At 72.6% G+C, this 25,151-nt stretch carries 23 protein-coding genes and 1 pseudogene; 16 read left to right on the forward strand and 8 right to left on the reverse strand.

Features of this window, described 5'->3' with window-relative positions:
• Positions 1-5: 5 nt before the first annotated feature.
• The 4 genes from F4562_RS32610 to F4562_RS32625 all read right to left on the reverse strand — a co-directional run bounded on the left by F4562_RS32610 (position 6) and on the right by F4562_RS32625 (position 3,206).
• Positions 6-254: an SCO4226 family nickel-binding protein gene (locus tag F4562_RS32610; RefSeq protein ID WP_184546727.1), complete on the reverse strand. Its 249-nt coding sequence runs from the start codon at positions 252-254 to the stop codon at positions 6-8.
• Between the two features lie 201 nt (positions 255-455).
• Positions 456-1,226, reverse strand: coding sequence for a (2Fe-2S)-binding protein (locus F4562_RS32615; protein WP_184546725.1), 771 nt, complete (start codon positions 1,224-1,226; stop codon positions 456-458).
• A gap of 88 nt (positions 1,227-1,314) precedes the next feature.
• Positions 1,315-2,262: a siderophore-interacting protein gene (locus F4562_RS32620; RefSeq protein WP_184546723.1), complete on the reverse strand. Its 948-nt coding sequence runs from the start codon at positions 2,260-2,262 to the stop codon at positions 1,315-1,317.
• Between the two features lie 137 nt (positions 2,263-2,399).
• Complete coding sequence (locus F4562_RS32625; RefSeq protein ID WP_184546721.1) at positions 2,400-3,206, reverse strand: CHAP domain-containing protein; 807 nt, start codon at positions 3,204-3,206, stop codon at positions 2,400-2,402.
• A gap of 348 nt (positions 3,207-3,554) precedes the next feature.
• Between F4562_RS32625 and F4562_RS32630 the strand changes: the two genes are divergently transcribed.
• The 10 genes and pseudogenes from F4562_RS32630 (at position 3,555) to F4562_RS36550 (ending at position 14,713) form a co-directional block, all read left to right on the forward strand.
• A complete protein-coding gene (locus F4562_RS32630) occupies positions 3,555-4,004 on the forward strand; it encodes a hypothetical protein (RefSeq protein WP_184546719.1) in 450 nt (149 codons plus the stop codon).
• Positions 4,005-4,127: 123 nt separating this feature from the next.
• Complete coding sequence (locus tag F4562_RS32635; protein ID WP_184546717.1) at positions 4,128-4,451, forward strand: hypothetical protein; 324 nt, start codon at positions 4,128-4,130, stop codon at positions 4,449-4,451.
• A gap of 511 nt (positions 4,452-4,962) precedes the next feature.
• Complete coding sequence (locus tag F4562_RS32640; RefSeq protein WP_184546715.1) at positions 4,963-6,645, forward strand: S1 family peptidase; 1,683 nt, start codon at positions 4,963-4,965, stop codon at positions 6,643-6,645.
• A gap of 146 nt (positions 6,646-6,791) precedes the next feature.
• Positions 6,792-7,139 (forward strand): annotated as a pseudogene (locus F4562_RS36765) (serine/threonine protein kinase); the annotation flags it as partial.
• A 24-nt stretch (positions 7,140-7,163) separates the two neighbouring features.
• Positions 7,164-9,062, forward strand: a complete 1,899-nt coding sequence (locus F4562_RS32645) for a serine/threonine protein kinase (protein WP_246473621.1) — start codon at positions 7,164-7,166, stop codon at positions 9,060-9,062.
• 16 nt (positions 9,063-9,078) lie between these two features.
• Positions 9,079-10,509 (forward strand): vWA domain-containing protein, encoded by a 1,431-nt coding sequence (locus F4562_RS32650; protein WP_184546711.1) that lies wholly within the window; start codon positions 9,079-9,081, stop codon positions 10,507-10,509.
• 215 nt (positions 10,510-10,724) lie between these two features.
• The gene (locus tag F4562_RS32655; RefSeq protein WP_184546709.1) at positions 10,725-11,834 is read left to right on the forward strand and encodes a GlnX family signal transduction membrane protein; all 1,110 of its coding nucleotides are present in this window, start codon (positions 10,725-10,727) and stop codon (positions 11,832-11,834) included.
• Positions 11,831-13,210: an ABC transporter substrate-binding protein gene (locus F4562_RS32660; RefSeq protein WP_221207740.1), complete on the forward strand. Its 1,380-nt coding sequence runs from the start codon at positions 11,831-11,833 to the stop codon at positions 13,208-13,210. The genes F4562_RS32655 and F4562_RS32660 overlap by 4 nt, the downstream gene beginning before the upstream one ends.
• A 20-nt stretch (positions 13,211-13,230) precedes the next feature.
• Positions 13,231-13,599 (forward strand): CU044_2847 family protein, encoded by a 369-nt coding sequence (locus tag F4562_RS32665; protein WP_184546707.1) that lies wholly within the window; start codon positions 13,231-13,233, stop codon positions 13,597-13,599.
• A 193-nt stretch (positions 13,600-13,792) separates the two neighbouring features.
• Entirely contained in the window at positions 13,793-14,713 is a 921-nt protein-coding gene (locus F4562_RS36550; protein WP_184546706.1) for a DMT family transporter, read from the forward strand.
• Between the two features lie 120 nt (positions 14,714-14,833).
• On the opposite strand, the gene F4562_RS32675 is transcribed toward F4562_RS36550, so the two are convergent.
• Entirely contained in the window at positions 14,834-15,304 is a 471-nt protein-coding gene (locus tag F4562_RS32675; RefSeq protein WP_311734232.1) for a protein-tyrosine phosphatase family protein, read from the reverse strand.
• 319 nt (positions 15,305-15,623) lie between these two features.
• Between F4562_RS32675 and F4562_RS32680 the strand changes: the two genes are divergently transcribed.
• Positions 15,624-15,926, forward strand: a complete 303-nt coding sequence (locus F4562_RS32680; RefSeq protein WP_184546703.1) for a hypothetical protein — start codon at positions 15,624-15,626, stop codon at positions 15,924-15,926.
• Between the two features lie 100 nt (positions 15,927-16,026).
• Here F4562_RS32680 and F4562_RS32685 read toward each other — a convergent pair whose 3' ends face one another.
• On the reverse strand, positions 16,027-16,878 hold the full coding sequence (locus F4562_RS32685; RefSeq protein WP_184546701.1) for a helix-turn-helix transcriptional regulator: 852 nt from the start codon (positions 16,876-16,878) through the stop codon (positions 16,027-16,029).
• A gap of 87 nt (positions 16,879-16,965) precedes the next feature.
• Here F4562_RS32685 and F4562_RS32690 point away from each other — a divergent pair, with 87 nt between their 5' ends.
• Entirely contained in the window at positions 16,966-17,775 is an 810-nt protein-coding gene (locus F4562_RS32690) for an SDR family NAD(P)-dependent oxidoreductase (RefSeq protein ID WP_184546699.1), read from the forward strand.
• Between the two features lie 214 nt (positions 17,776-17,989).
• Here F4562_RS32690 and F4562_RS32695 read toward each other — a convergent pair whose 3' ends face one another.
• On the reverse strand, positions 17,990-19,177 hold the full coding sequence (locus F4562_RS32695; RefSeq protein ID WP_184546697.1) for an FAD-dependent monooxygenase: 1,188 nt from the start codon (positions 19,175-19,177) through the stop codon (positions 17,990-17,992).
• A 267-nt stretch (positions 19,178-19,444) separates the two neighbouring features.
• Here F4562_RS32695 and F4562_RS32700 point away from each other — a divergent pair, with 267 nt between their 5' ends.
• The 4 genes from F4562_RS32700 (at position 19,445) to F4562_RS32715 (ending at position 24,559) form a co-directional block, all read left to right on the forward strand.
• Complete coding sequence (locus tag F4562_RS32700; protein ID WP_184546695.1) at positions 19,445-21,760, forward strand: phosphoketolase family protein; 2,316 nt, start codon at positions 19,445-19,447, stop codon at positions 21,758-21,760.
• A 131-nt stretch (positions 21,761-21,891) separates the two neighbouring features.
• The gene (locus tag F4562_RS32705; protein ID WP_184546693.1) at positions 21,892-22,845 is read left to right on the forward strand and encodes an LLM class F420-dependent oxidoreductase; all 954 of its coding nucleotides are present in this window, start codon (positions 21,892-21,894) and stop codon (positions 22,843-22,845) included.
• 39 nt (positions 22,846-22,884) lie between these two features.
• The gene (locus F4562_RS32710; RefSeq protein WP_184546691.1) at positions 22,885-24,066 is read left to right on the forward strand and encodes a zinc-dependent alcohol dehydrogenase; all 1,182 of its coding nucleotides are present in this window, start codon (positions 22,885-22,887) and stop codon (positions 24,064-24,066) included.
• A gap of 19 nt (positions 24,067-24,085) precedes the next feature.
• A complete protein-coding gene (locus tag F4562_RS32715) occupies positions 24,086-24,559 on the forward strand; it encodes a hemerythrin domain-containing protein (protein WP_184546689.1) in 474 nt (157 codons plus the stop codon).
• Between the two features lie 197 nt (positions 24,560-24,756).
• Here F4562_RS32715 and F4562_RS32720 read toward each other — a convergent pair whose 3' ends face one another.
• Entirely contained in the window at positions 24,757-25,044 is a 288-nt protein-coding gene (locus tag F4562_RS32720; protein WP_184546687.1) for an iron-sulfur cluster assembly accessory protein, read from the reverse strand.
• Positions 25,045-25,151 lie beyond the last annotated feature (107 nt).

Consider the following 25,151-nt stretch of genomic DNA (forward strand, 5'->3'; position numbering starts at 1 on the left):
GCGGGTCAGACGGTCAGCGGCACAGGATGGATCTCGTCGGCCGGGTGGCCGGCGCGCTGGTGGACACGCCGCACGGCGTCCGCGTCGGGGGCGTCCGACAGGCAGTAGACGACGCCGTCGGCGGGGTCGGCCCACGCGTGTTCGAACGTCACGCCCTCTTCGTGCTGGATCGCGACGTCCGCCTCGTGGGCCTCGCGCAGTTGCTGGTCGGTGATGCCCACCATGCCATGGTGAACGTCCATGAACCTGGCCATGGCTTCCCTCCTGACGTGTGGCCTCCGGCTGCTGCGCTCGAGACAGGGCGAGACGGGGAACCGGCTCGCACGCCGGATAACTCTCTCAGGCTAAACGGATACACATTGACAAACACCCAATTAACCCCCAAATGCCCCATTGGGGGAGGGTGAATGCGAGGTGCCGTGCCCGGCTGCCGCACCCTGCGCGTCCGCCGGCCGTCACCGGGCCACGCGGGCCGGCAGCGGGCAGTCGCCGCACCAGCCGCCGCCGGGCAGGCGGTAGTAGAGACAGCAACTGCGCCGCAGGAAACGGGGTCGTCCGGGAGCGGGCTCGGTCAGCTCGCCGGTTCCGCGCAGCACCCCCAGCCGCAGCAGCTCGCGGGTGAGCCGGAACGCCCGCGCCGCCGCCCCGGGCCGCTGCGCCGCGATCGTCTGGAGCGTCCCGGCCAGCGCGGACGCCGCGTTCCCCCACAGCAGGCCCGGGGCGACCCTTGTCGTCTCCCGTACGGCGTGCGCGAGCGGTTCCAGCAGGTCGCCGACCACGTCGCGGTAGAGCGGGCCGGCCGCCAGGGCGGCGTCGGCGACCTCCCACCCGGCCGGGCGGGGGATCAGCAGGGGGAGCGGCCCGGTGGGGGCGGGGCGCCACAGGACGCGCGCCGGGTCGAGGTCGACGAGCACCCCGGCGGCGGCGGCGCCGACGGCCGGTGACCAGAACCGGGCCGCGAGCCCTTGGAACAGGATGGAGGCGGCGATCCTCCGCTCATCCGTGCCGAGCCGCCGCGCGACACCGGAGACCATGCCGTCCAGGATCTCCGGGTCGGCGTGGAGCACCGCCAGCGGGCGCCACCCCGCCGCCTCCGGGTCCGCCGCCTCCGGGTCCGCCGGGCCGGTCGCGACGGCGAAGTACGGGTTGACGGCCGAGACGGCGCGCAACGCCCCGGTGACCACACGGGGCTCCGCCGGACGCAGCCCCGGCGGGTCGTACGGCATGCCGGGCCTCGTTCCGTAGTCGTTCCACCGGAGATCTGAGCACGCTACCGGAAGTCCCGGCACGGACGGCGACCGACGGTCGCGGGCCTCAGGCGGTCTCGGAGCGTCCCAGGCGCCAGTAGCCCATGAAGGCCACCGAGGAGCGGGGGACCCCCGCCTCCTGCACCAGGTGGCGGCGGAGCAGCTTGACCATGCCCGCCTCGCCGGCCAGCCAGGCGTACAGCCCGGCGCCGCCGGAGCCCTCCGGGACCTCCCAGAGGATCTCCGCGTCCACGTCGACGTCCTCCAGTGCGGCGGCCCCCGCGGGGGCGGACGGCCCGCCGTCGCCGGGCACGCCGACCCGGCCGAGGGCGGCGCGGACCGCCGGGACGAGCAGGTCGCCGTGACCGCCTCCCCCGCGGGGCAGCCAGGTGACCCGCACGCCGGGCCGGACGGCGAGGGGCAGCGCGTCGGCGGCCTCGGGGACCTCCAGCAGCACGGTCGCCGGGACGTCTCCGGAGAGGGACTCGGCGATGGCCGCGATCGCGGGGACCGCCGTCTCGTCTCCGGCCAGCAGCAGGTGTTCCGCATCGGCCGGCGGTGCCCACTCCTGGCCGCCGGACGGGCCGGGGAAGGCGGCGTTGGGGCCGATCACCACGATCCGGTCGCGCGGGGAGGCGTGGGTCGCCCATCGGGAGGCGGGGCTGCTCTCGCCGTGCAGGACGAAGTCGACGTCGAGTTCGCGCAGCTCCGGCCGTACGGCGCGCACGGTGTAGGTGCGGATCGGGTTACGCAGCTCCTGGGGGAGGGCCCGCCACCGCTGGTACCAGTCGGCGTCGTCGCCCAGCGGGGCGAAGACGCCGCCGGGCAGCGGGAGGATCACCTTGATCCGCTGGTCGAAGCCGTTGTCGGCGAACTCGGCCAGGTCCTCCCCGCCGAAGGTGACCCGTACGAAACTCGGGCTGAGCCGCAGCGTCCGCAGGACCTCCACATGGAAGCCCCGGTAGGGGCCGGCCTCGGCCGTCCGCTCCACGGTCCGCTCGCTGCTCACTGTCATCCTGCCGCCTTCGCCGGGTACCCGCTCCGAAGAGCCCTCGCGAGAAACTTAGCTTTGCCTAACCTAAACAATCAAGTCGGCACCTCGGGTTCCGGCCGCTGTGCGCGCCGGGAACGGCCGCACCCGGCCACGTTCCGTCACGCGGCCCGATCCAGGCGATCCCTCGGTTGTCCCGCGCGGGGGCACGGCACCGCCGGCACTGTCGGCACTGTCGGCGCGGCCGGTGCGCGCCGTACGATCCGTTCCCGCGCCGCCTCCCGCGTTCCGGCCGCCCTGCGGTGCCGCCCGGCCGGAACACGCGGGCGCCGTCGCCCCAGGGCGAGCGTGACGGCGAGGACGAGGAGCAACGACCCCGCGACCACGACGGTCTCCGCGGAGACGGGGAGCGTGGGGGAGGGGCCGGTGAGGGGGGCGGAGACGGGCGCGGGGCGGAGTTCGATCCGCGACGACGCCTGCGAGGAGGGGGCGTCCCCGCTCAGTTTCTCCTTGACCTTGCGCGGCAGCCCGTAACCGACGACCTTGCTCTCGTCCCGCTTCTTGCGCCTGAGCCAGACCCGGTCGACGTTCCCCTCGATGGTGTGGATCGTTCCACTTTCCACCCGCTCGACGACGCCGACGTGGTCGACGCCGCCGATGTCCTTGCCGCCGGACCAGTCGAAGAAGACCAGGGCCCCGGGCTCGGGCGTCCGCGACCAGGCGCCGTGCACCTCGAACCAGCGGGCGTGCGAGGGGGTCCACGCGAACTGGCCGACGTACTCCGCGACGCCCGCCCTCTCCGCCGCCCAGGCGACGAACATGCCGCACCAGGGGGCCGTCTCGTACTGCGGGTCCCGCACCATGTGGGTCGCGTACCATTCGCCGAACTTGCTGTGCCGGCCCGGCCCCTCCCGGTATCCGACTTCGGCCTTGATGATTCTGAGCAGATCGTCACCGATCGGATCCATGGCCGTGAGCCACTCCGTCCACTCTCCTCCGCCCTTCCGCGAAGGGGGCGCCGTCCGATACCGCTGGACTGTATTCGGAGAAAAAACGAAGAGTGCGACTAATCACCCAAAAAATCGGCTTACCCCAGTCTTTCATGCTGAATTCGATGAAGAGCGAGAAATGCCATCGCCGACTCGTCTACCATCTTCCGCCGGTCATGCCGCGACCGCTGGGATTCCCGGTGACGGGCACCGGGGCCGGGGCGGAGGTCCGCCGCCCGCCACTCCGCGCACCTCCGCGAGTCCCATAGCATTGGCTCGCGCCTGCGCGGCAGGTACGACGGCACGTGAGGGCGGGGCGGCTTTCCAATGTTCGACGACAAGACGCAGGAGACCCTGCGCCGCCTTCTGGATCTCGCCGAGCACCCCTCCACTCCGCAGGCGGAGCGGGCCCTCGCCGTCGCCCGGATCCGGGCGCTCATCATGGTGCCCGAGGGCGACGCCCGCCGTGCGCCGGTCACCCCGGCGATGGAGACCGATCTCCTGCGCCGGACCAGGCCGCTGGCCCGCCGGGTCGACGAGGAACTGGTGAACGAGGTGCACGGCGACCTCTACGCCTTCAGCACCCGTTACCGGGTGATCGGTGAGATCGCCGAGGAACTCGCCGTCCTGCTCGAACGCTGGAGCGGGACCGTGGCCACCAAGCGCCACCGGCACGAGGAGGCGGTCCGGGCCGCCGCCGCCAAACTCGCCTACCTGCTGGAACGCCGTGACCTGTTCCGCAGGCCCCGCTGGGGCAACCGGCCGAAGAGCAGGTAGTCTCCGGCGGCCCGCACCCGCGGCGACCCCGGGGTGGGTGGCGGGACGTGGCGCGGAGCGAGGCGAGGATACTAGCCTGGACCGATCACGTCGCAGGCCGGCCAGTCAGGGGATGGTCATCAGATGCAGCCCGAGCGTCCGCTGCCCGCCCTGACTCGGGCCGAGCAGGACTTCCTCAACCACTACTTGCGGATCATCGAGCTCCTGGGCCGGATCAACCCGGCGTACGCGGAATACACCATCGGGGGCATGAACGCCGCTCAGGCCCTGGTGTCGGAGGCTGTGAAGCTGCGTGAGGCGCTCACGCTGATGTACGACAGGGCCGAGACGGAGATCCATCGCGAACCCCTCGTCCAGGCGCTCAGGATGCTCGGCGCCGAGGAGCGGGTCCGGCGGCTGTCCGTCTCCGGCCCGGGGTCCGATCGCGACACCGACGACCGGCCGTGACAACCGGACGCGATGAGCGTCCTGATCGGCTTCCTCGCGGCCCGTCCGTCGCCGCCCGGCACGCCGACCGCACCGGGGCGGCCGGCGCTGAAGCCCGTCGATCCGGCCGCGTTTCGGGCCGCCGTGGACGCCGCCGCGAAGAAGCCGCCGGTCCCCGGGGCGGCAGGCCCCGCCGGCGCCGTTTCACCTGCGGAAAGGGGAGCCGTTCGGCCCCGGCGAGGCCGGCCGCCTCCGTAAGGCCATCGCCGTCCTGCGAAACCACCGCATAAGGCGGAAAAAGGGGCAGTGATGAAAGGTTCTGGCGGCATGTAACGGCCTATCCGGGCCGGCCATTACGAATAACGGTGAAACGCTTGGCTGCCTGGCCTACGATCCCTTTACGAATCGGACGCAGCGCACACTACCTTTGGCCGCCGAATGAGACGTGAACGGAAAGCCCGGGTGGATCACCGCTCCGGCCGCCGCGGGGAGCCGGAGACACGCTCCGTCCAGCCGTCCGGAATCGGTCGCGATGCACCCGGCTGACCCGGGCGCTCCGTACCCGTGGCACGCGCGCATCCGCGACGCCGCCACCGGGCAGATCCTGGGCGCCGGAATGCTGGTGGGCACGGAACACGTGCTGACCTGTGCCCACGTCGTCGGCTCCGGCGAGGACCCGCCCGGCTCGGACGTCGCTGTGGAGTTCATCACCCGTCCCGACGCGGCGACGAGCGGGCGGGTCGAGGACGGCTGCTGGGTGCCGAGCAAGGAGCAGGGTGCCGGGGACGTCGCCCTGCTCAGGCTGGTCCACGCCCAGCCCGGCGGTTGCGGTGCCCCGCTTCACCGGCGCGCGATGCTCCTGGGCACCGAGGTGTACGCGCAGGGGTTCCCGGCCGGCCACGCGGACGGTCTGGGGGCCTTCATGAAGCTCGCCGGCAACTGCGGACCGCGCGGCGAATGGGTGCAGCTGACCGGCTGGAGCCCGGGCAGCCCGGCCAGGGGGTTCAGCGGTGCCGCCGTCCTCGACAGCGGCAGCGGCCATGTGGTGGGCATGGTGGTCGGCAGGCACACCGGTGAACCGGCGGGCGTCGCCTACATGATCCCGGTCGAGACCGTCGTGCGCTACCTCCCACGGGTCGGCAGATGGACGCGCGGGCACACCGCGGTCGATCCGAAGGCGGCGCGGAAGTTCGATCCGCGGGTCCCGGACGTCGAGTTCGGCCAGCAGGTGACCGACTGGCTCACCGCGCCGAGCAACGTACGCGTGGTCACCACGGGTGGCCGCGACTCGGAGCGGTCCAGGACGCTGCGGAGCGTCATCGTGTCGTCCGACCGGGAACAGCGTCCTCCCGACGAGGTGCTGGCCACCGCGCCGCCCGGCACCGTCTCCCCGGCCGCCGGCCTCGACCTGGCCGTCGACGCGTCGAGCAGGACGGTGGAGGAGATCTCCCAGCGCGTCCTCGACCGGCTCGGCATCACCCCCGGCCCCTCCGCCAGCGCGACGGACCGGGTGCGCGACGGCGTCCCGCCCATGACCATCGTGGTGTACGGCATCGACGAGGCGGGCGACCCGGTCTCCCTGGTCGACCGGCTGCTGCGACTCCTCGCCGAACAGGGGTCGCGCCTGCTGCTGGTGTTCCACCACGACTCCTCCCCGGCCCTCGACCGAGCCCGGTCGCTGGAGGCGGACGCGGTGACCGCCGCGCGTGAACGCCTCCAGCGGCTCCTCGGCGAGGCGGCCGGCGAGGTGGCCGGTCTCGAAGCGGCCGAGAGGCGGGTCGTGCGGCGCTGGCGGGAGATCGCCCCGCGCGTCGCCGGAGTGCCGGACCCGCCCGACCTCGCGGCCTCGTTCCGGCTGCGCCTGCTGCGGCCTCCCGGCTCCACGCCCGAGGACCGCTGGACCGAGGGCGAACTCCACGACCTCCTGCGCGCCGGGGAGCGCGCATCGGCGCGGATCGAGGAGTTCGGCCGGACGCTGGAGGCGTCGCTGGCCCGCAGGAACGAGCTGCGCAGGCGGGCGGAGGCGGACAAGGCGGTGGCCGCCCGCGCCGGTCTAGCCGAGGATCTCGCACTGGAGCGGGTCTACCGGAGGGTGCGGCTGCTGCTGTGGCACGAACGACCGTGCGACCTCGCGGAGGCCGAGGCGGCGGTCAAGGACTACGAGGCGGCGATCAGACGTATGCGCGCGAGCGGACCCGAGGAGACCGGGAAGTGACATCCTGCGGGTATCCCGGCTGCGGCGGGAGTGTCGACGACACCGACTACTGCGACACCTGCGGCCGCGAGGACACACCGGGCCCGCCCGCAGCCGCGCGGGTGGGCCCGCCGCCCGCGTCCCCTTCCGCGTCCCCGCCGGGCGGGATGCCGCCCGGACCTCCCTCCGGGCCTCCGCCGCCCGACTCCCCTTCCGCGTCCCCGCGGGGCGGGACCTCGCCCGATTCCCCTTCCCCGCCGGGGCCACGGCGGGGACCCGCCGGTGAGAGCGAGACCCGGTCGCACCCGGCGTCCGGCACGACCGGTGAGCTGATCTCGCTGCCCGAACTCCCGCCCGTAGACCCGCGGAGCCGCGTCGATCCGGACCCCAGGCCACCCGCGCACGGACGCCCCTGCGGGAAGCAGGGCTGCGGCGGGACCGTCGGAGGCAGCCTCTTCGGGCAGCCGGCCCTCTCCGCGGGCTTCTGCCCGAGCTGCGGCACCCCGTACTCCTTCGAGCCGAAGCTGCGGCCCGGGGAGATGGTCGGCCAGTACGAGGTGGTCGGCTGCCTGGCCCACGGCGGCCTCGGCTGGGTCTACCTCGCCAGGGACACCCACCTGGACGGCCTCTACGTCGCCCTCAAAGGGCTGATCAACACCAACGACGAGGTCGCCGCGGAGCTGGCGGTACGCGAACGGCGGTTCCTCACCGCCGTCCACCACCCCAACATCGTCCGCATCTTCAACTTCGTCACCCACCCCGACCCCCGCTCCGGGGAGGAGACCGGCTACATCGTGATGGAGTACGTCGGAGGGCAGCCGCTGCACAGGATCGCCGCCGGCCGGAGACCGCCCGTCGAGCAGGTGATCGTGTACGGCCTGCAGATCCTGTCGGCCTTCGAGTACCTGCACGGTTTCACGGACGCGGACTCGGGGCGTCGCGGCCTGCTCTACTGCGACATGAAACCGGACAACGTCCTGCACACCGGCAGGCAGATCAAGCTGATCGACCTCGGAGCGGTGCGCTGGATCGGGGACACCGACGCCCCGGTCGTCTACACCCACGGATTCCAGGTCCCCCGGGAGGAGATCAGGACGCACGGGCTGACCGTACGGTCCGACCTCCACACGCTGGGCCACACCCTGCGGGCGCTGTTGCCTCCCGGCCCCGGGGACGCCACGGCCGGGGCGGACCCGGCGGAGGCGGGGGTGGAGTCCTTCCGGCGGGTGCTGGAGCGCGCGACCGGGCCCTTCACGGAACGTTTCCCGTCCGCGGCGGAGATGGCGGAGCAGTTGCGGGGCGTGCTGCGGGAGATCCTCTCGCTGCGGGACGGGAGGCCGCGTCCCGAGCCCTCCGCGGCCTTCGCGCCGACCGCGGCGCTGCTCGACGCCGGGCTCGGCGCGGTGCCGCCGCTGGAGCGCTGGACCGACCCGGCCCGCCGCACGACCCTGCTGGACCCCGGGCTGCCGGCTCCGCCCGAGGTCGCCGTCCGGCTCCCGGCGCCGCGGGCGGACCCGGCCGACCCCGCGGCCGGTTTCCTGGCGGACGTGAGCGCGGAAGACCCCAACCGGCTCGTCGGCAAGCTCGGGACCCTGCGAGAGGAATCAGCGGAGGCGTGGTTCCTCATGTGCCGGGCCCACCTCGAACTGGCCGAGATCGACCATGCCGAGCGGTGCCTGGCCGAGGCGGCGGAGATCCTCGGCCGCTCCGCGTCGCACGGCTGGCGGGCGGCCTGGCACCGCGGGCTCCTGGCGCTGGCGGCGGGCCTGGTCGCCGCCGCGGAAGCCGAGTTCGACGCCGTCTACACGGCCTTGCCGGCCGAGGACGCGCCGAGGCTGGCGCTGGGTCTCTGCGCCGAGCACCTCGGCCGGCCGGAGCGGGCCGAACGCCACTACCGGGCGGTGTGGCGGCGTGACCGCTCACAGGCGAGCGCGGCCTTCGGGCTGGCGCGCATCCACCTGGTTGCCGGAGACCGGGCCGGGGCGGTGCGGATCCTCGACCAGGTACCGCAGGTCTCCCGGCACTTCGACGCGGCCGCCCTCGCCGCCGTCCGGATCCACTCCGGCCGGCTCCCGGCCGATCCCGAGCCCGCCGGCCTGCCGACCGCCGCCGATCTCGAACAGGTGGTCAGCCGGTTGCCGGCCCTCTACCTGGACGGCGGAGAGCCGGACGGCGACGCCCGTGCCCGGCTGACGGCCGCCGCCCAGGAGACGGTGCTGGAGTGGATACGGCACGGGGGAGCCGCGCGGGGTGCACCCGTCGCCGTACGGACCCGCGCGCGGGGTGTGCCGATCCTGGCCGACCCGGCCGGCGAGACGTGCCAGCGTCTGCTCCTCGAAGCCTCGCTGCGCAGGATCGCCCGGCAGGCGGGCGACGCCGGCGACCATGACGCGCTGATCGACCTCGCCAACGCGATCCGCCCGGAAACACTGACGTAAGGGAGAGCCGGAAAGGATGAGCGTCCGACCCGCTTTCACCCTCGAGGTGGGCCAGAACGAATACCTCCACGCCACGGCCGACGAGATGCACGCCATCCTCACGATCAGCGCGCGGGGTCTCGCCGACCTCGGCTCAACCCTGGCCGAGGTCATCCTCGTCGACTGCTCCGGTTCGATGGGCTGGCCGAGCACGAAGATCGCCGCGGCGCGGCGGGCGAGCGCCGCGGCGATCGACACGCTCCGCGACGGATCCCTGTTCGCCGTCGTGGCCGGTACGAGCAGCGCACGGATGGTGTATCCGGCACGGCCCGAGCTGGCCGTCGTGACACCGGAGAGCAGGGCCGCGGCGAAGGAGGCGGTGCGGTGGCTCGAAGACCACGGGGGCACGGCGATGAGCACCTGGCTGCACCGCGCCAGGGAGATCTTCACCACCCGGCCGGCCGTGATCAGGCACGCAATCCTGCTGACCGACGGCCGGAACGAGAGCGAGAGCGCGGCCCGGCTCGACGCCGAACTCGGCGCCTGCGAAGGACTCTTCTCCTGCGACGCCCGCGGCATCGGGGACGGCTGGGAGTCCGACGAACTGCTGCGCATCGCGGGCAGGCTGCGTGGTACGGCCGACGCCGTACGCGAGGACTCCGAGCTGGTGGCCGACTTCCAGAAGATGACCCGGTCCGCCATGCGCAAGGTCGTCCCCGACCTGCGCGTCAGGTTCCGCCTCCTGCCCGGCGTCGGCATCCGGTTCGTCAAGCAGGTCTTCCCGGTGGAGGCCGACCTCACCGGGCAGCTCAGACAGGTCGGCGACAGGACGGTGGAGTTCGCCACCGGGTCGTGGGGCGAGGAGAGCCGGGAATACCACGTCTGCCTCACCGCCGACCCGGCCGGCCACGCGAGCGGTGAGCGACTGCGACTGGCACGGGTGGACCTGGTGGCCGATGGGACGGCAGGACCCGAGGTGGACGTGCCCGCCACCGGGGCCCCGATTCTCGTCCACTGGACCGGCGAGCCGGTCCTGTCCTCCCGGATCCACCTGAAGGTCGGCCACTACACCGAGCACGTCGAGCTCAGGGAGGCGATCAACGCCGGATGCGGGGCCTATGAGTCCGGCGACGTCGAGGAGGCCGAACGGGCGTGGGGCCGCGCCGTCAGGCTCGCCGCGGAGCTGGACAACCAGAAGAACCTGGACCGGCTGTCCTGTCTCGTCCACATCGACGACGCCGCCCAGGGGAAGGTGCGCCTCAGGGAGACCATCGAAGGCGGGGACCTGAAACGGGTGAAGGTCACTTCGGTGGTCTCGTCGATGAGTCCCGGCTCGCTCGCCCGCCCCCTTCACCCGAAGCCGGACGAGCAGCCGGTGGCCACGAGCCGCCGGTGCCCGCAGGGGCACCTCGTGCTCGCTGGCCACGGGTACTGCCGGGAGTGCGGCATCAAGCTGGAGGCCCCGTGAGCCCGGCTCCGGCCGCAGGCCCCGCGGGCCCCGCGGGCCCGGTCCCGCCGCCGCGGCCCCCGGCGGCCTCGCCCCTCCCGGCCGCGTCCGGGCCGCGGGCACCCGCGGGTACGGCGTCCGGGAACACGGCACCCGCCGGCGCGACGTCCGGGAGCACGGCACCCGCGGGCACGACGTCGGGGAGCGCGGCACCCGCGGGCGCGGTGCCCAGGAGCATGACACGCGAAACCCTGGGCCGCCTGCGGGCCGGGCTCACGGCCGCGACGCTCGCGCTGCTCCTCACCTCCGTCTGGCTGTTCCAGGGAGTGCACCAGACCGCGACCGCCGCGGGCGCCACCGCGATGCCCGCGATCCTGGAGATCTCGAACGCCCAGCGGGCACTGGCCGCCGCCGACCGGGCGGCCCTCACCGCCTTCCCCGGCGGTTCGCGGACCGACGCGGCCCCGGCCGAACGGGAGTACAAGAAACAGGTCCGGATCGCCGGTCTCAACCTGGCGCAGGCCGCCGAGGACAACGCGGCCGACGGGACCGGCGAGAGGGCCGGAGGCGAGGAGGCCGGTAACCTGCAGCTGGCCCAGGGGCTGCTCGTGGTCTACACCGACCTGGTCGAACAGGCGCGGGAGCACCACCGGCGCGGGGACGAAACCCTCGGCGCGATGCACCTGTGGTACGCCTCCCACCTCCTGCACGAGGACGGCGGCATCCTCGACGTGCTCGACGACTTCCGGGAACGCCAGCAGTCATGGTTGGGGGAGCGGTTCCCGTCCACCTGGATGATGCCGGTGGCCACGACCTGCTGGGCCGTCTCCGTGCTCGCGCTGCTGGTCCTGCTCGGAGTGACCCAGCGCTTCCTGCGACGGCGTTTCCGCCGGATCCTGAACGTGCGGCTGCTGGCGGCCACCGTGCTGACGGTCGGCCTGGCGGCGATGACCTCGCTGGCCCTGGTCTCCGGCAACCGGCTCGACCACGCCCGTCGGACGGTGTGGTCGGTGGTCGCGGACAGGCAGGCCGAGACGGAGGCGGAACACCGGGCATCCGGTGAGCGGCTGGCGCGGCTGCTGTCACCCCGGTGCGGCACGGACCTCGGCCGGTGCGGCCCCACCCTCCGGCGGGCGTTCGCCGCTTCGCGGGACGGCACCGGGGCCGCCCCGCCCGCCCCGTCTGATTCCGCGGAGAAGAGCAGGCTGGCCGGGATCCGGATGGCGGAGGCGGCGGAGTACGCGGGCCTGGCGCTGCCGATCGCGCTCCTGCCCGTCGTCGTCGGCGCGCTGATCTGGAGCGGCCTTCACCCACGCATCAACGAATACGGGTACCGGAAACGATGACACGACCCATGCTCCGCGCCGCCGCCACCGCCCTCATCGGGGCCTCGGCGCTCACCGCCGTCGCCGGATGCGCGTTGATGGCCCCGAACCGGACCGTTTCCGTGCTGGCGACCTGGACCGGGACCGAGGGCGAGAACTTCAGGAAGGTGCTCGACGCCTTCACCGACAAGACCGGCATCCGCTACGAATACACCGGGACGCGCGCGCAGGACGAGGCCCTGCAGTCCAACCTGCAGCGAGGAACCCCTCCGCACGTCGCGATCCTGTCGAGCACCGGTGACCTGGCGCAGTACGCGCGCGGCGGCGACCTCGTCCCACTGGGCGAGGTGATCTCTCCGGCGAGGCAGGCCGACTACAGCCGCCCGTGGCTGTTGCCGCTGAACGGTGAGATCTACACGGTTCCCATCAAGATCAATCTGAAGAGCGTCGTCTGGTACAACCCGTCGCGCTTCTCCGGGCCGACGCCCCGAAGCTGGCAGGACCTCCTCGACCGCAGCCGTGCGATCGCCGGCCGTGGGCAGACCCCGTGGTGCGTCGGAATGCGCGCGACACGCTCCTCCGGCTGGCCGGGGACGGACTGGATCGAGGACATCCTGCTGCACCGGTCCGGCCCCGGCACGTATCGGCGATGGGCGGCGGGCCTGCTGGAGTGGACGTCCCCCGAGGTGGAGGAGGCATGGAAGGCCTGGGGGCAGATCATGGCGACGCGGGGCCCCGCCCGGGAGGATCCGATGGCCGCGCTGCTGACCGACTTCACCGATGCGGGCAGCGGGCTGTTCACCGACCCGCCCGGCTGCTTCCTGGAGCACCAGGCGTCCTTCATCGTCGACGTCTACCGGTCGGACGACGACGCCGGAGCCGGAGCGGCATCCGGGGCGGCCGTGAAGCCTCCCGGGCAGGAGAGGAACTTCGACTTCTTCCCGTTCCCGTCGTTCGGCCCGGGCGGCGGCGACCCGGCGGAGGAGCCGGTGCTGGTCTCCGCGGACCTCGCCGGGATGTTCAACGACACACCGGAGGCCCGGCGGCTGATCGAGTTCCTGGCGGGGGAGGAGGCGCAACGGATCTGGCCCGGCAGGCCGGACGGCGGCGCCTTCTCGGTGAACCGGAAGGTGCCGCCCACCGTCCACCACCCCGACGACCGCATCGGCCGCCGCATCGCCGATACCCTGACCTCCGCGAAGACGGTGTGCATGGACGCCTCTGACCTGATGGTCCCCGCCATGCGCGACGCGTTCAACAGCGCCGCCCTGGAATACCTGCACGACCCGAAGCGGCTCCCGGCCCTGCTCGCGGAGCTGGAGAGGGTCCGGGCACAGCCGGGCCCGACCGAGCGGGAACGGAAAGACCTGCACGATCTCTCGTGCACCGGCCGATGACCCCGAACCGGAGTGATCTCATGACAGAACTGGTGCGTTTCGATCTCGGCGGCCTCGGCGGCGGGGAGGGATCCGTCATCGTCGAGCTGGACCCGGAGCCGGGCGTGGAGCGTCTCTCCCTGAAGGACGGCGACTTCGCCCAGGCGAAGGCGTCGTTCGAAAACGCCCTGGCCAGTGTGCGCGACGCCGCGTCGAGCGCCTTGAGGCAGTTCCGGACGATGGCGGTCCCGCCGGACGAGGTCGAGATCCAGTTCGGCATCAAGCTGAGCGCGTCGGCCGGAGCCGTGATCGCCAAGACCGCCACCGAGGGGCACTTCGACGTGAAGATCAAGTGGCAGCGTGAGACCCGGCTCAGAATCCGCTCGGAACCCGAGCCCGGTCAGGAGTGACCGGCGTCCGGCGCCGCCCGGGACGTTATCGGCCCGGCGCCGGGCGGGGACCCTCGCAGCGTGTCCGGACACCGGCCGGGCAGTGGCGGTATCCGCCCACGGGCTCACGCGCTCACCGATCGGCCGCTCACCGCGCGGCCGATCGGGGGATTAGGAGGGAGCGGTCGACGAGCATGACGCCGCCGGGAGAGCGGTGAGGGGCGGGCGTCTCGCCGGGGTCGTCGCGCTGCTCGTGGTGACCGCGGTCTGGGGCTCCACCTTCCCCCTGGCCAAGGACCTGCTCACGCGTCTTCCCGCACTCGACGTGCTCGCCGTCCGCTCCACGCTGTCGGCGGCGCTGTTGCTGGCGCTGCGGCCCGGTGCCCTGCGCGGCCTCGACGCCCGCACCTGCCGCGCCGGTGCGCTGCTCGGCGTGACGTACGGGGCGGGACTGACCGCGCAGAGCCACGGACTGGTCGAGCTGCCCGCCGCCGTCTCCGGTTTCGTCACGGGCTCCTACGTGGTGATGACGCCGCTGCTGGGGGTGCTCTGGCTCCGCACTCCCGTCGCGGCCCGCACCTGGGCCGCGACCGCGCTGGCCGCGACGGGCCTGGTCGTCCTCGCCCTGCCCGGCAGGTGGAGCGGCCCGGTCCCGGCTACCGGGCTGACGTTGACCGTGGCCGCCGCCGCGCTGTACGCGGTGCACGTCGTCATGCTCGGCCGGGTCAGCCGTCCTGGTGAGGCGTACGCGCTGACCACCGTGCAGGCCGGTGCCATGGGGGCCGCGCTGGCGGTCGCGGCCCTGCCCGGCGGGCTGGTCCTGCCCGGCACCGGCGCCGACTGGGCGGCGGTCGGCCACCTCGCCGTCCTCGCCGGAGCGGTGTCGTCCCTCGCCCAGACGTGGGCTCAGGCCCGCGTCCCCGCGGCCACCGCGGCGGTCGTCATGTCGGTCGAGCCGGTCTGGGCGACCGTGTTCGCGGTCCTGGTGTACGGGGAGGCGGCAGGGTGGCCGCTCCTGGTCGGCGGCGGCTGCGTGCTGGCGGCCACGGTGCTGGTCACCGTGCCGTCCGGGAGTCGCCCGGCGCGTGACCGTCCCGTCCGCGACCGTGTCGTCTGGGAGTCGCCCGGCCCGTGACCGTGCCGCCCGCGACCGCCCGGTTCGCGACCGTCTCGCCTGTGGCCGTTCCGTCCGGGGCTCCTCGGAGCGGAGCGGTCCGCTGCCCGCTGGCGCGGCGGGCGGGGGAGAGGGCCGCCGCTACGGGGCCTGCCCGGCCTCGGCGATCCGGTGGAGGAAACGGTGCTGAGCCCGCGACTCGACCGCTCCGGCGGCGTAGGCGGCCCGCACCCAGCCGACGGCCTGCGCCGGGGACATCCCCTGGAGGACGGCGAGGGCGGCCAGGGCGGTTCCGGTGCGTCCGCGGCCACCACCGCAGGCGATCTCGACGCGCTCGCCACGCTCGATCCGCGCGAGGGTCGCGCGTAGCTGGTCCGTCGCCTCCCCGGGCCGGCGCGGGGCCGAGAAGTCCGGCCAGTCGACGCGCTCGTACGGCCAGGGCGGCGTCCACGGCCGCAGCCCGACCAGGTAGCGGCCGTAGAGGCCGGGCCGCTCAGGAGGGTGTCCCAGAAGGTACAGCCCGAACTGCGGGGGCGGGTCCGGTGCCGGAGTGCCGCGTCGTAACCCCCGGGCCAGCACCATGCCTCCGGCCGGTAGCTCAAGTGTTCTCACCCGGTGTTCCCCTCTCGTCCCTCCACCCCGAATCCGGCCGAGCCGGCCTCGTCATCGGTGGTCGAGCCGTCGAGCGTAGCCGGTGGCGGACTCCTCGGTGAACCCGCCGCTCACCGAACGCGGCTCCGTCGGCGGGGGTGAAGGACATCCGGAGCGTCCACCGCGGAACTCGGCCCGGTTGAGTAATCTCGGAACCGGGTTCTCCGGGCGGCGACGCCGCTTCCGGTCCCGTGTCGTGCGTGAAGTCGGAGGTGATCACGATGCATCCGGTCCCATGACGGCCCCAGCCAGGGGCGTCACGGAGCCGAAAGGTGACCGTATGAGCAAGACCGACAAGACCCGGCCCTGGTGGGTGCGGATGGCCGACGCGCCGATGGCGACCTGCCTGCCGGTTCATGATCATCGGCTCGGAGCGTGCACGCTGCCGGACGAGATCACCGCCGACAGCGCGTCCCTGAGCCACCGCACGAGCGGCTGTCACTGGAGCACCACCGCCTACGCCTACCACCGCTTCGGTTTCGGCGACGGAGGCCGGGAGGGGTCCTGTCTCCGACGTGAGGAGCGTCGCCGCAGCCGTCACCGAGCACGCCGCGAGCTGCGCGCCTATCGCGACGACGACTGAGGAGAAGGAAGAAGGCGGAGAGGCCGGACGACGGCGGGCACCGCCCTTTCCCCCGCGGTACCGAGCCGGGTGGGAACCTGCGGTCCGGCTACCCTCCGCTTCAGCCGGGCACGTCGAGGCGCTGGGTGCCGATGACCGACAGCAGCCGCAGTGCCTCCTCGGAGGAGGAGCCGGGATCGGCGGTGTAGATCACGACCCGCTGGTCCCGGTCGGCGATGTCCAGCACGTCGCAGTTGACGGTGATCGGCCCGACCAGCGGGTGCCGGAAGGTCTTGCGCAGGTCGGGCCGGGCCCCCACCTCGTGGGACGCCCACAACCGGGCGAACTCCTCGCTGCCCGTCACCAGTTCGTCCACCAGTCCCGCCACCTCGGGATCCCCGGGGTAACGCGCGGCGACGGCGCGCAGGTGCTGGACCGAGACGCGGGCGAACCCGTCGGCGTCCGAGAGGCCGTACAGCCGCCGCCCCTGCGGGTACGGCTCGAGGAAGGCGCGGCGCAGCACGTTGCGGTCGCGCCACGGCAGGGCGGAGAAGTCCTCCATGAGGGCGGCTGCCAGGTCGTTCCAGGCGATGATCTCGTAGGTCGCCGACAGCGCGATCGCGGCGGCCTGCGGCAGCCGGCGCAGCAGGTCCAGGATGCTCGGCCGCACCTGGCGCGAGGGGCCGGTTGGCAGGCCCGGCGGGGTGCCGGCGAGGTGGTGGAGGTGGTCGCTTTCGGCGTCCGACAGGCGGAGGGCACGGGCCAGCCCTGCCAGCACCTCGCGCGACGGCCGCGGGCCACGGGCCTGCTCCAGCCGCGTGTAGTACTCGGTCGAGACGAACGCCAGCTGAGCCACCTCCTCACGGCGCAGCCCCGGGGTGCGGCGGCGCGGGCCGGCGGGCAGCCCCACGTCGGCGGGGGTGATCCGCTCGCGTCTGCTGCGCAGGAAGGCCGCCAGTTCTCCTCTGTCCACGGATCCCAGTGTGCGCGACCGCCACCGCGCGAGCCAGGTATCGCCGGTGCCTGGATACGTCCCGGCGTCCGGCGCAGGCTGGCCGCCATGAACACCACACCGACCACCGATGTCTCCGCCCCCGCGGCCCCGCTCGTCCCGGGCCTGCTGGCCGGCAAGGTCACCCTCGTCATCGGCGCCGGGCGCGGCATCGGTGCCGCCGCGGCGCGGCTGTTCGCCCGCGAGGGCGCCCGGGTGATGCTCGCGGCCCGTACCGAAGCCCAGCTGAAGGAGGTGACCGAGGAGATCCGGGCCTCGGGCGGCACCGCGGAGCACGTGGTGTGCGACCTGGCGGACGCGGCCGGCGTCCGTGCCGCCGTCGAGCACGCCGTGGATCGGTACGGCCGCCTGGACGCCGCCTTCAACAACGGCGCCGTGGCCGCGCCGCCCGGCCCGATGGACCAGGTGCGCGAGGCCGACTTCGACCGTCTGTACGCGGTGAATCTCAGAGGCCCGTGGCTGGCCATGGTCGCCGAAGTCGCCGCCATCCGCGCCACCGCCGGCCGTGGCGCCATCGTCAACACCTCCAGTGTCGGCGGCTTCGCGGGTAACCCTGTCCTGCCTGCCTACGGCGCGCTGAAGCGGGCCCTCAACAGCCTCACCGAGTCGGCCGCCGTCACCTACGGCCCGGAGGGCATCCGGGTCAACGCCATCGCCCCCGGCACCACGCTGACCGAGATGGTGCACCGGTGGGAGGAGGTCTCGCCCGGCGTCGTCGACCAGCTCAACGCACGAACCCCGCTGCGTCGCGCGGCCGACCCCGGCGAGATCGCCGAGGCCGCCGCCTGGCTGCTCAGCGACCGCTCCTCCTATGTGACCGGCGCGGTCCTGCCGGTCGACGGCGGCATGGGGGTCTGACCCGGGACACGAGCACCCCCGGGCAACCGGTCGAAGGGGGATCCGGCGCCGGTCCCCGGCCCGGGGTTCACGCGAACCCCGGGCCGGGGGAGTCGCACCGGCTTCCCCGGCCGGAGCGGCGGACCGGAGACTCACGGAAAATGTGATCTACATTGTAAAGGCGTCGGACCGCTCAACACCACGCCCGTTCGACCCGCGGGACGGGCCGCGGGATTCAACCGGCCAGAGCCTCCTCGGTGTCGTAGCCGTAGAGCCAGGCGTTCTGCCTGAGCGGGTCGCCGTCGATGAGGGCCGCGTCCCGCTCCACCTGCTCGGGGCCGTCGGGCAGGTGGTTCTGCACCTCCCGGCCGCGGCTCATCAGCTGCACCTGGGTGGCCCGGGGCCTGCGGATCTCCTCATAACGCAACAGCGCCGCACCCACCGTGTCCCGCGTGGCCTCACGCAGGCAACCGGCCAGGACCGCCGCGTCCTCGACCGCCTGGGCGGCACCCTGACCGAAGTAGGGCACCATCGAGTGCGCGGCGTCACCCAGCAGGGTCACCCGCCCGTCGGTCCAGCGCGGCAGCGGGCTGCGGTCGTACAGGGCCCAGCGCTTGGTGCTGTCGGCCGAGGCGATGAGCTCGCGCACCCGCGGGTCCCAGGTCTCGAACTCGCGCGCCAGGTCCTCGATCCGCCCTTCCGCCGTCCACGACTCGATCCGCCAGTCGCCGGCGGGCACGGTCGCGACGATGTTGACCAGCTTCTTGTCCCGGATGGGGTAGTGCACGAAGTGGCGGCCGGGTCCCAGCCAGAGCGTCTGCACCCGGCGCAGCACCAGCTCGGGCGCCTGCTCGGCGTCGACCAGGAGCCGGTAGGCGCACAGCCCGGAGAAACGCGGCTTCTCCTCCTCGACGAGGAGGGGACGCACGGTCGAGTGGATGCCGTCCGCGCCGATCACCGCGTCGGCGGTCGCCGTCGTCTTCTCGCCCCGGCTGTCGGTGAAGACCAGCTCGACCTGCTCACCGTCCTGGTGCAGCGTCTCCAGGCGCCGGTCGGTGCGGACCGCCTCGGCGGGCAGTGCCCGCAGCAGCATGGCGAGCATGTCGGCGCGGTGCGCGACGTAGCAGTCGATGCCGTACAGCCGCCGGCACTCCTCGCCCATCGGCTGGGAGAACAGCACCCGGCCGTCCTCCCAGCGCCGGAACTCCCAGGCGGCGTCCAGCGGCACGGCGAAAGAGGCCAGCTCCTCGCCGAGCCCGGCCCGCGCGAGCGGCCGGGCCATGTTGGGGCCCACCACGATGCCCGCCCCTACCTCGCGGAGTTCGGCGGTCTGCTCGTAGACGACGGCGTCGACGCCGGCCTGCCGCAGCAGCAGCGCGGCGGTCAGCCCGCCGAGGCCCCCTCCGACGATGGCGATCTTCACTCAAGTTCCCTTTCTTCGAACGGTGCGCGGTCCCGCCTGGCCGGCGGGTCGTCCGCGGTGGTGCCGACCGGGCCGCGGTGTTCCCCCACGAGATGTCGCATCAGCAGGTCCTCGCCGACATCCGGTGCACGCCACTCACCTGGGAGATCTTCGTACATTCCATCCGAAATCGGTAGCGGTGCAGGTCGGCGGGCCGGATCATGGCGGAGAGCCGGGAATTCCGGTGAGGCAGGGTTCGAACCACTCACGCGAGGAACTGTCGGAAGTATGACTTCACTCGATCGCATCGACGCCTACTGGCGCGCGGCCAACTATCTGTCGGTCGGGCAGATCTACCTGCTGGACAACCCGCTGCTGACCGAGCCGCTGCGGCCCGAGCACATCAAGCCGAGACTGCTGGGACACTGGGGCACCACGCCGGGGCTCAACTTCTGTTTCGCGCACCTGAACCGGGTCATCGCCGAGCGCGACCAGGACATGATCTACATCGCCGGCCCCGGGCACGGCGGCCCGGCCGCGGTGGCGCACGCCTGGCTGGAGGGCACCTACAGCGACCGCTACCCGGAGGTCTCGCAGGACGCCGACGGGATGCGGCGGCTGTTCCGGCAGTTCTCCTTCCCCGGTGGCATCCCCAGCCACGTGGCGCCGGAGGTGCCGGGGTCGATGCACGAGGGCGGCGAGCTGGGGTATTCGCTGGCGCACGCGTTCGGGGCCGCCTTCGACAACCCCGGCCTGGTGGTGGCGTGCGTCGTGGGGGACGGGGAGGCGGAGACCGGGCCGCTGGCCGCCAGCTGGCATTCCAACAAGTTCCTCGACCCGGCGCGCGACGGAGTGGTGCTGCCGATCCTGCACCTCAACGGCTACAAGATCGCCAATCCGACGGTGTTGGCCCGGATCCCCGAGGAGGACCTGGTCAAGCTGATGGAGGGATACGGGTACCGGCCGCACGTGGTGGCCGGGGACGACCCGGCGCAGATGCACGCCCTGATGGCGCGGACCCTCGACACGGTGTTCGAGCAGATCACCGACTACCGGGAGGGACGGGACGGCCGGCTGCCGATGATCGTGCTGCGGACCCCGAAGGGGTGGACCGGGCCGAAGACGGTGGACGGGCTGCCGGTCGAGGGCACCTGGCGCTCCCACCAGGTGCCGCTGTCGGCGGTGCGCGACAACGACGAGCACCGGGCGATGCTGGAGGAGTGGATGCGCTCCTATCGCCCGCAGGAGCTGTTCGACGCCGACGGCCGCCCGGTTCCCGAGGTGCTGGGCACGGTGCCCGAAGGCGGGCGGCGGATGAGCGCCAACGCGCACGTCAACGGCGGGGAGGTGCTCCGTCCGCTGGTGCTCCCGGACTTCCGCAAGTACGCCGTGCAGGTCGACAAGCCCGCGGGCGGCTCCAGCGAGCCCACGAAGGTGCTGGGCGCCTGGCTGCGTGAGGTGATCGAGGCCAACCCGCGCACCTTCCGCCTGATGGGCCCGGACGAGACCGCCTCCAACCGGCTGTCGGCCGTGTTCGAGGCCACCGACCGGGCGTGGAACGCGCAGGTGCTGCCCACCGACGAGCACCTGGGTGCGGGCGGACGGGTGATGGAGGTGCTGAGTGAGCACCTGTGCCAGGGCTGGCTGGAGGGCTACCTGCTGACCGGCCGGCACGGGCTGTTCAACTGCTACGAGGCGTTCATCCACATCGTGGACGCGATGTTCAACCAGCACGCCAAGTGGCTGCAGTCGTCGAAGAAGATCCCGTGGCGGCGTCCGGTGGCGTCGCTGAACTACCTGCTGTCCTCACACGTGTGGCGCCAGGACCACAACGGCTTCTCCCACCAGGACCCGGGCTTCCTGGACGTGGTGGTCAACAAGAAGGCGTCCGTGGTGCGGGTCTACCTGCCGCCGGACGCCAACACGCTGCTGTCGACGGCCGACCACTGCCTGCGCTCCCGCGACTACGTCAACGTGATCGTCGCGGGCAAGCAGCCGGTGCTGGACCTGATGAGCATGGAGGAGGCCGTCGCGCACTGCACCCGCGGGCTGGGCGTGCTGGAGTGGGCCTGCACCGACGCGGGGGCCGAGCCGGACGTGGTGCTGGCGTGCGCCGGTGACGTGCCCACCCTGGAGACGCTGGCCGCCGCGGCGCTGCTGCGCGAGCACCTGCCGGAGCTGCGGGTGCGGGTGGTCAACGTGGTGGACCTGATGCGGCTGCAGCCGGCCAGCGAGCACCCGCACGGCATGTCGGACGCCGAGTTCGACACGCTGTTCACCGCCGACAAGCCGATCATCTTCAACTTCCACGGCTACCCCTGGCTGATCCACCGGCTGACGTACCGCCGCAACGGGCACGACAACCTGCACGTGCGCGGGTACAAGGAGGAGGGCACCACCACCACCCCGTTCGACATGGCCATGCTCAACGACATCGACCGCTACCACCTGGTGATGGACGTCATCGACCGGGTGCCGCACCTGGCCGGTCGCACCGCGCACCTGCGCCAGCGCATGGTCGACGCCCGGCTGCGGGCACGGGCGCACACCCGGGAGTTCGGGGAGGACCCGGCGGAGATCCGCGACTGGTCCTGGCCCTACTGACCCCTCGCCCCGCGGGCCGCCCGCGCCGGGATCCTCATCCGGCGCGGGCGGCCCGTTTGGCTTCCGCGGTACGGGTAGGTAGGACGTCGCTGCAGCTCACGCCAGCCGGGAAGCCAGTTGAGGAGGGGTAGATGACGACGTTCGGATACTTCCTGTCCAGTGAGGAGCACGATCCGAGGGAGCTGGTCCGGCAGGCCGAGCTCGCCGAGCGGGCCGGCTTCGAGGCACTGTGGATATCCGATCACTTCCATCCCTGGCTGGACGTGCAGGGGCAGAGCTCGTTCGTGTGGTCGGTGATCGGTGCGGTCGCCGAGGCGACGTCGCTGCCCATCACCACCGCGGTCACCTGCCCCCTGGTCCGCACCCACCCCGCGATCGTCGCCCAGGCCGCGGCCACCAGCGCGGTGCTGTCCGGCGGCCGGTTCCGGCTCGGCGTGGGGACCGGGGAGGCGCTCAACGAGCACATCCTCGACTCGCGCTGGCCTCCGGCGGCCGAGCGGCTGGAGATGCTGGAGGAGGCGGTCGCGCTCATGCGGGAGCTGTGGACCGGCAGGCTGGTGACCCACCGCGGCACCCACTACCGTCTCGACACCGCCCGCCTGTACACGCTTCCCGACGAGCCGCCGCCGGTCTACATGTCCGCCTTCGGCGACAAGGCGGTGCGACTGGCAGGGCGGATCGCCGACGGCTACATCTGCACCGGCCCCGATGCCGAGCTGGTGGAGAAGTTCCACCAGGCCGGAGGCGCGGGCAAACCCGCCCAGGGCGGCCTGAAGGTCTGCTACGCCGCCGACGAGGCCGCGGCCCGCAAGACCGTGCACCGGCTCTGGCCCAACCAGGGCATCCAGGGGGAGGCGTCACAGCTGCTGCCGCTGCCCCGGCACTTCGAGGAGCTGGCCGAGGCGGTCACCGAGGAGCAGGCCACCCAGCAGACCCCCTGCGGCCCCGATCCCGAGGTCCACGCCGGTGCGATCAAGGAGTACGTCGACGCGGGCTTCGACGAGGTCTACGTCGCCCAGATCGGCCCAGAACAGGACGCCTTCTTCGACTTCTACGCCAAGGACGTGCTGCCCCGGCTCCGCTGAGTGGCCTCGTTTCCCCGTCGACCGGAGCAGGAGAGAAGCATGAAGGCCGTCACCTGGCATGGCAAACGCGACGTACGGGTCGAGGAGGTCCCCGACCCGGTGATCAAGGAACCCAACGACGCGGTCATCAGGGTCACCACCACCGCGATCTGCGGCTCCGACCTGCACCTGTACGAGGTCCTCGGACCGTTCATGGGGGCGGGCGACATCCTGGGCCACGAGCCGATGGGCGTCGTGGAGGAGGTCGGGCCCGAGGTCACCCACATCAGGCCCGGCGACCGGGTGGTCATCCCGTTCAACATCTCCTGCGGGCACTGCCACATGTGCGGCATGCGGCTGTTCGCCCAGTGCGAGACCACCCAGGTGCGTGAGCACGGCACGGGCGCCGCCCTGTTCGGCTACACCAAGCTGTACGGCCGGGTGCCGGGCGGCCAGGCCGAGTACCTGCGGGTCCCGCAGGCGCAGTTCGGGCCGATCAAGGTGCCCGAGGGGCCGCCGGACGAGCGGTTCGTCTACCTGTCGGACGTGCTGCCCACCTCCTGGCAGGCGGTGGACTACGCCGACGTCCCCGACGGCGGCAGCGTCACGGTCTTCGGCCTCGGGCCGATCGGCCAGATGTGCTCCCGGATCGCCCGGCACCTCGGCTACCGGGTGATCGCGGTCGACGGGGTACAGGAACGGCTCGCCATGGCGCGCAGGCACGGGATCGAGGTGCTCGACGCCGCCGTGACCGGCGACGTGCCCGAGGCGGTCCGCGAGCTGACCGGCGGACGCGGCACCGACTCCGTCATCGACGCGGTCGGCATGGAGGCGCACGGCTCCCCGGTCGGCAAGCTCGCCCACACCGTCACCGGGATGCTGCCCGACGCCGTCGCCGCCCCGCTGATGACCCACGCGGGCGTCGACCGGCTGGCCGCGCTCAACCAGGCCATCGACACGGTGCGCCGGGGCGGCACCATCTCGATCAGCGGCGTCTACGGCGGCGCGGCCGACCCGATGCCGATGCTGAAGCTGTTCGACAAGGGCGTCACCCTGCGGATGGGCCAGGCACACGTCAAACGCTGGATCGACGAACTGATGCCGCTGGTGACCGACGACTCCGACCCGCTCGGGGTGATGGACCTGGCCACCCACCGTCTGCCGTTGGAGCAGGCCCCGCGCGGTTACGAGATCTTCCAGAAGAAGCGTGACGGGGCCGTCAAGGTCCTGCTCACCCCATGAGGATTCGGAAAGGGGAACCATGGACGCGATCGTGCTGCTGAAGGACGACCACAAGACGGTCGAGAAGCTGTTCAAGGAGTTCGAGAAGGCAGGGGAGCGGGCGTACAAGAAGAAGCGGGAGATCGTCGACCAGATCATCGAGGAGCTGACCACCCACGCCTACATCGAGGAGCGGGTCTTCTACCCGGTCGCCCGGGAGAGCGTGCCGGAGACCGCCGAGCACGTGCTGGAGAGCGTCGAGGAGCACCACGTGGTGGTCTGGATGCTCTCCGAGTTGAAGGGGCTCGACCCCGAGGACGAGCGGTTCGACGCCAAGGTCAAAGTCCTGATGGAGAACGTGCGCCACCACGTCCAGGAGGAGGAGGACGAGTGGTTCCCGCAGGTGCGGGAGGCGATGGGGCGTAAGCGGCTCCAGGAGCTGGGTGAGGAGATGGAGCGGGCCAGGGCCGAGGCGCCCGCCGACCCGCTGGCCCTGAGCAGCGCCAGAGCGTGAGCGGGGGAGGGGCGTCCCCGAAGGGAGGGGCGCCTCGCGCGTGACCGGTGCCTCGTGCGTGCGCGGGCACGACAGCGCGACCGAGGTGTCCGGCAACAGCGTGGTCCGGCGCCTCGTGCGTGCGCGGCCACGACCCCGGGTGAAGGCCCCGGCCCCGGTGCGGGGCCGGGGCCTTCACATGACGGGGCCGGACTGGTTCAGCGAGGCTGCTCGGTCACCAGGAACGCCACGCCTCCCCCCTCGTCGACGTCGGCGTCCAGGGACTTGTCGTCGAGCATGTCCACGACCTGGGGGTCGAGGAAGATCCGTGCCCCTTCCGACTCGACCACCTGGTCGGCCGCCTCGGGATGTTCCACGACCGAGAGCACGAGCGAACCGGTGCCGTCGTGCTCGGAGGAGATGCGGACGCCGGTCTCGGGAGAGTCCGTCACCTGGGCGCTGATGTCACGGATGACCTGCGCGGCAGTGTCGGTCAATGTGAGCATTGTGACTCCTTGTCGGGATCGGATTGGATTCCCGGCCCTTGCCCGTTCTCCTCCGCACCAACCCCATCCCTGCCGCTTCTCCCGCCGGGGCCGGCCCCGCTGTGGTG

The sequence above is a fragment of the Streptosporangium becharense genome, assembly GCF_014204985.1.
GTDB lineage: Bacteria > Actinomycetota > Actinomycetes > Streptosporangiales > Streptosporangiaceae > Streptosporangium > Streptosporangium becharense.

Bases quoted from the DNA above. Each gene is read 5' to 3' on its own strand.
- F4562_RS32630 (WP_184546719.1), top strand. From the start codon at position 3,555: ATGTTCGACGACAAGACGCAGGAGACCCTGCGCCGCCTTCTGGATCTC.
- F4562_RS32710 (WP_184546691.1), top strand. From the start codon at position 22,885: ATGAAGGCCGTCACCTGGCATGGCAAACGCGACGTACGGGTCGAGGAG.
- F4562_RS32635 (WP_184546717.1), top strand. From the start codon at position 4,128: ATGCAGCCCGAGCGTCCGCTGCCCGCCCTGACTCGGGCCGAGCAGGAC.
- F4562_RS32655 (WP_184546709.1), top strand. From the start codon at position 10,725: ATGACACGCGAAACCCTGGGCCGCCTGCGGGCCGGGCTCACGGCCGCG.
- F4562_RS32660 (WP_221207740.1), top strand. From the start codon at position 11,831: ATGACACGACCCATGCTCCGCGCCGCCGCCACCGCCCTCATCGGGGCC.
- F4562_RS32620 (WP_184546723.1), bottom strand. From the start codon at position 2,262: ATGACAGTGAGCAGCGAGCGGACCGTGGAGCGGACGGCCGAGGCCGGC.
- F4562_RS32625 (WP_184546721.1), bottom strand. From the start codon at position 3,206: ATGGATCCGATCGGTGACGATCTGCTCAGAATCATCAAGGCCGAAGTC.
- F4562_RS32680 (WP_184546703.1), top strand. From the start codon at position 15,624: ATGAGCAAGACCGACAAGACCCGGCCCTGGTGGGTGCGGATGGCCGAC.
- F4562_RS32665 (WP_184546707.1), top strand. From the start codon at position 13,231: ATGACAGAACTGGTGCGTTTCGATCTCGGCGGCCTCGGCGGCGGGGAG.
- F4562_RS32715 (WP_184546689.1), top strand. From the start codon at position 24,086: ATGGACGCGATCGTGCTGCTGAAGGACGACCACAAGACGGTCGAGAAG.
- F4562_RS32610 (WP_184546727.1), bottom strand. From the start codon at position 254: ATGGCCAGGTTCATGGACGTTCACCATGGCATGGTGGGCATCACCGAC.
- F4562_RS32615 (WP_184546725.1), bottom strand. From the start codon at position 1,226: ATGCCGTACGACCCGCCGGGGCTGCGTCCGGCGGAGCCCCGTGTGGTC.
- F4562_RS32645 (WP_246473621.1), top strand. From the start codon at position 7,164: ATGGTCGGCCAGTACGAGGTGGTCGGCTGCCTGGCCCACGGCGGCCTC.
- F4562_RS32690 (WP_184546699.1), top strand. From the start codon at position 16,966: ATGAACACCACACCGACCACCGATGTCTCCGCCCCCGCGGCCCCGCTC.
- F4562_RS32705 (WP_184546693.1), top strand. From the start codon at position 21,892: ATGACGACGTTCGGATACTTCCTGTCCAGTGAGGAGCACGATCCGAGG.
- F4562_RS32700 (WP_184546695.1), top strand. From the start codon at position 19,445: ATGACTTCACTCGATCGCATCGACGCCTACTGGCGCGCGGCCAACTAT.
- F4562_RS32720 (WP_184546687.1), bottom strand. From the start codon at position 25,044: ATGCTCACATTGACCGACACTGCCGCGCAGGTCATCCGTGACATCAGC.
- F4562_RS32640 (WP_184546715.1), top strand. From the start codon at position 4,963: ATGCACCCGGCTGACCCGGGCGCTCCGTACCCGTGGCACGCGCGCATC.
- F4562_RS32650 (WP_184546711.1), top strand. From the start codon at position 9,079: ATGAGCGTCCGACCCGCTTTCACCCTCGAGGTGGGCCAGAACGAATAC.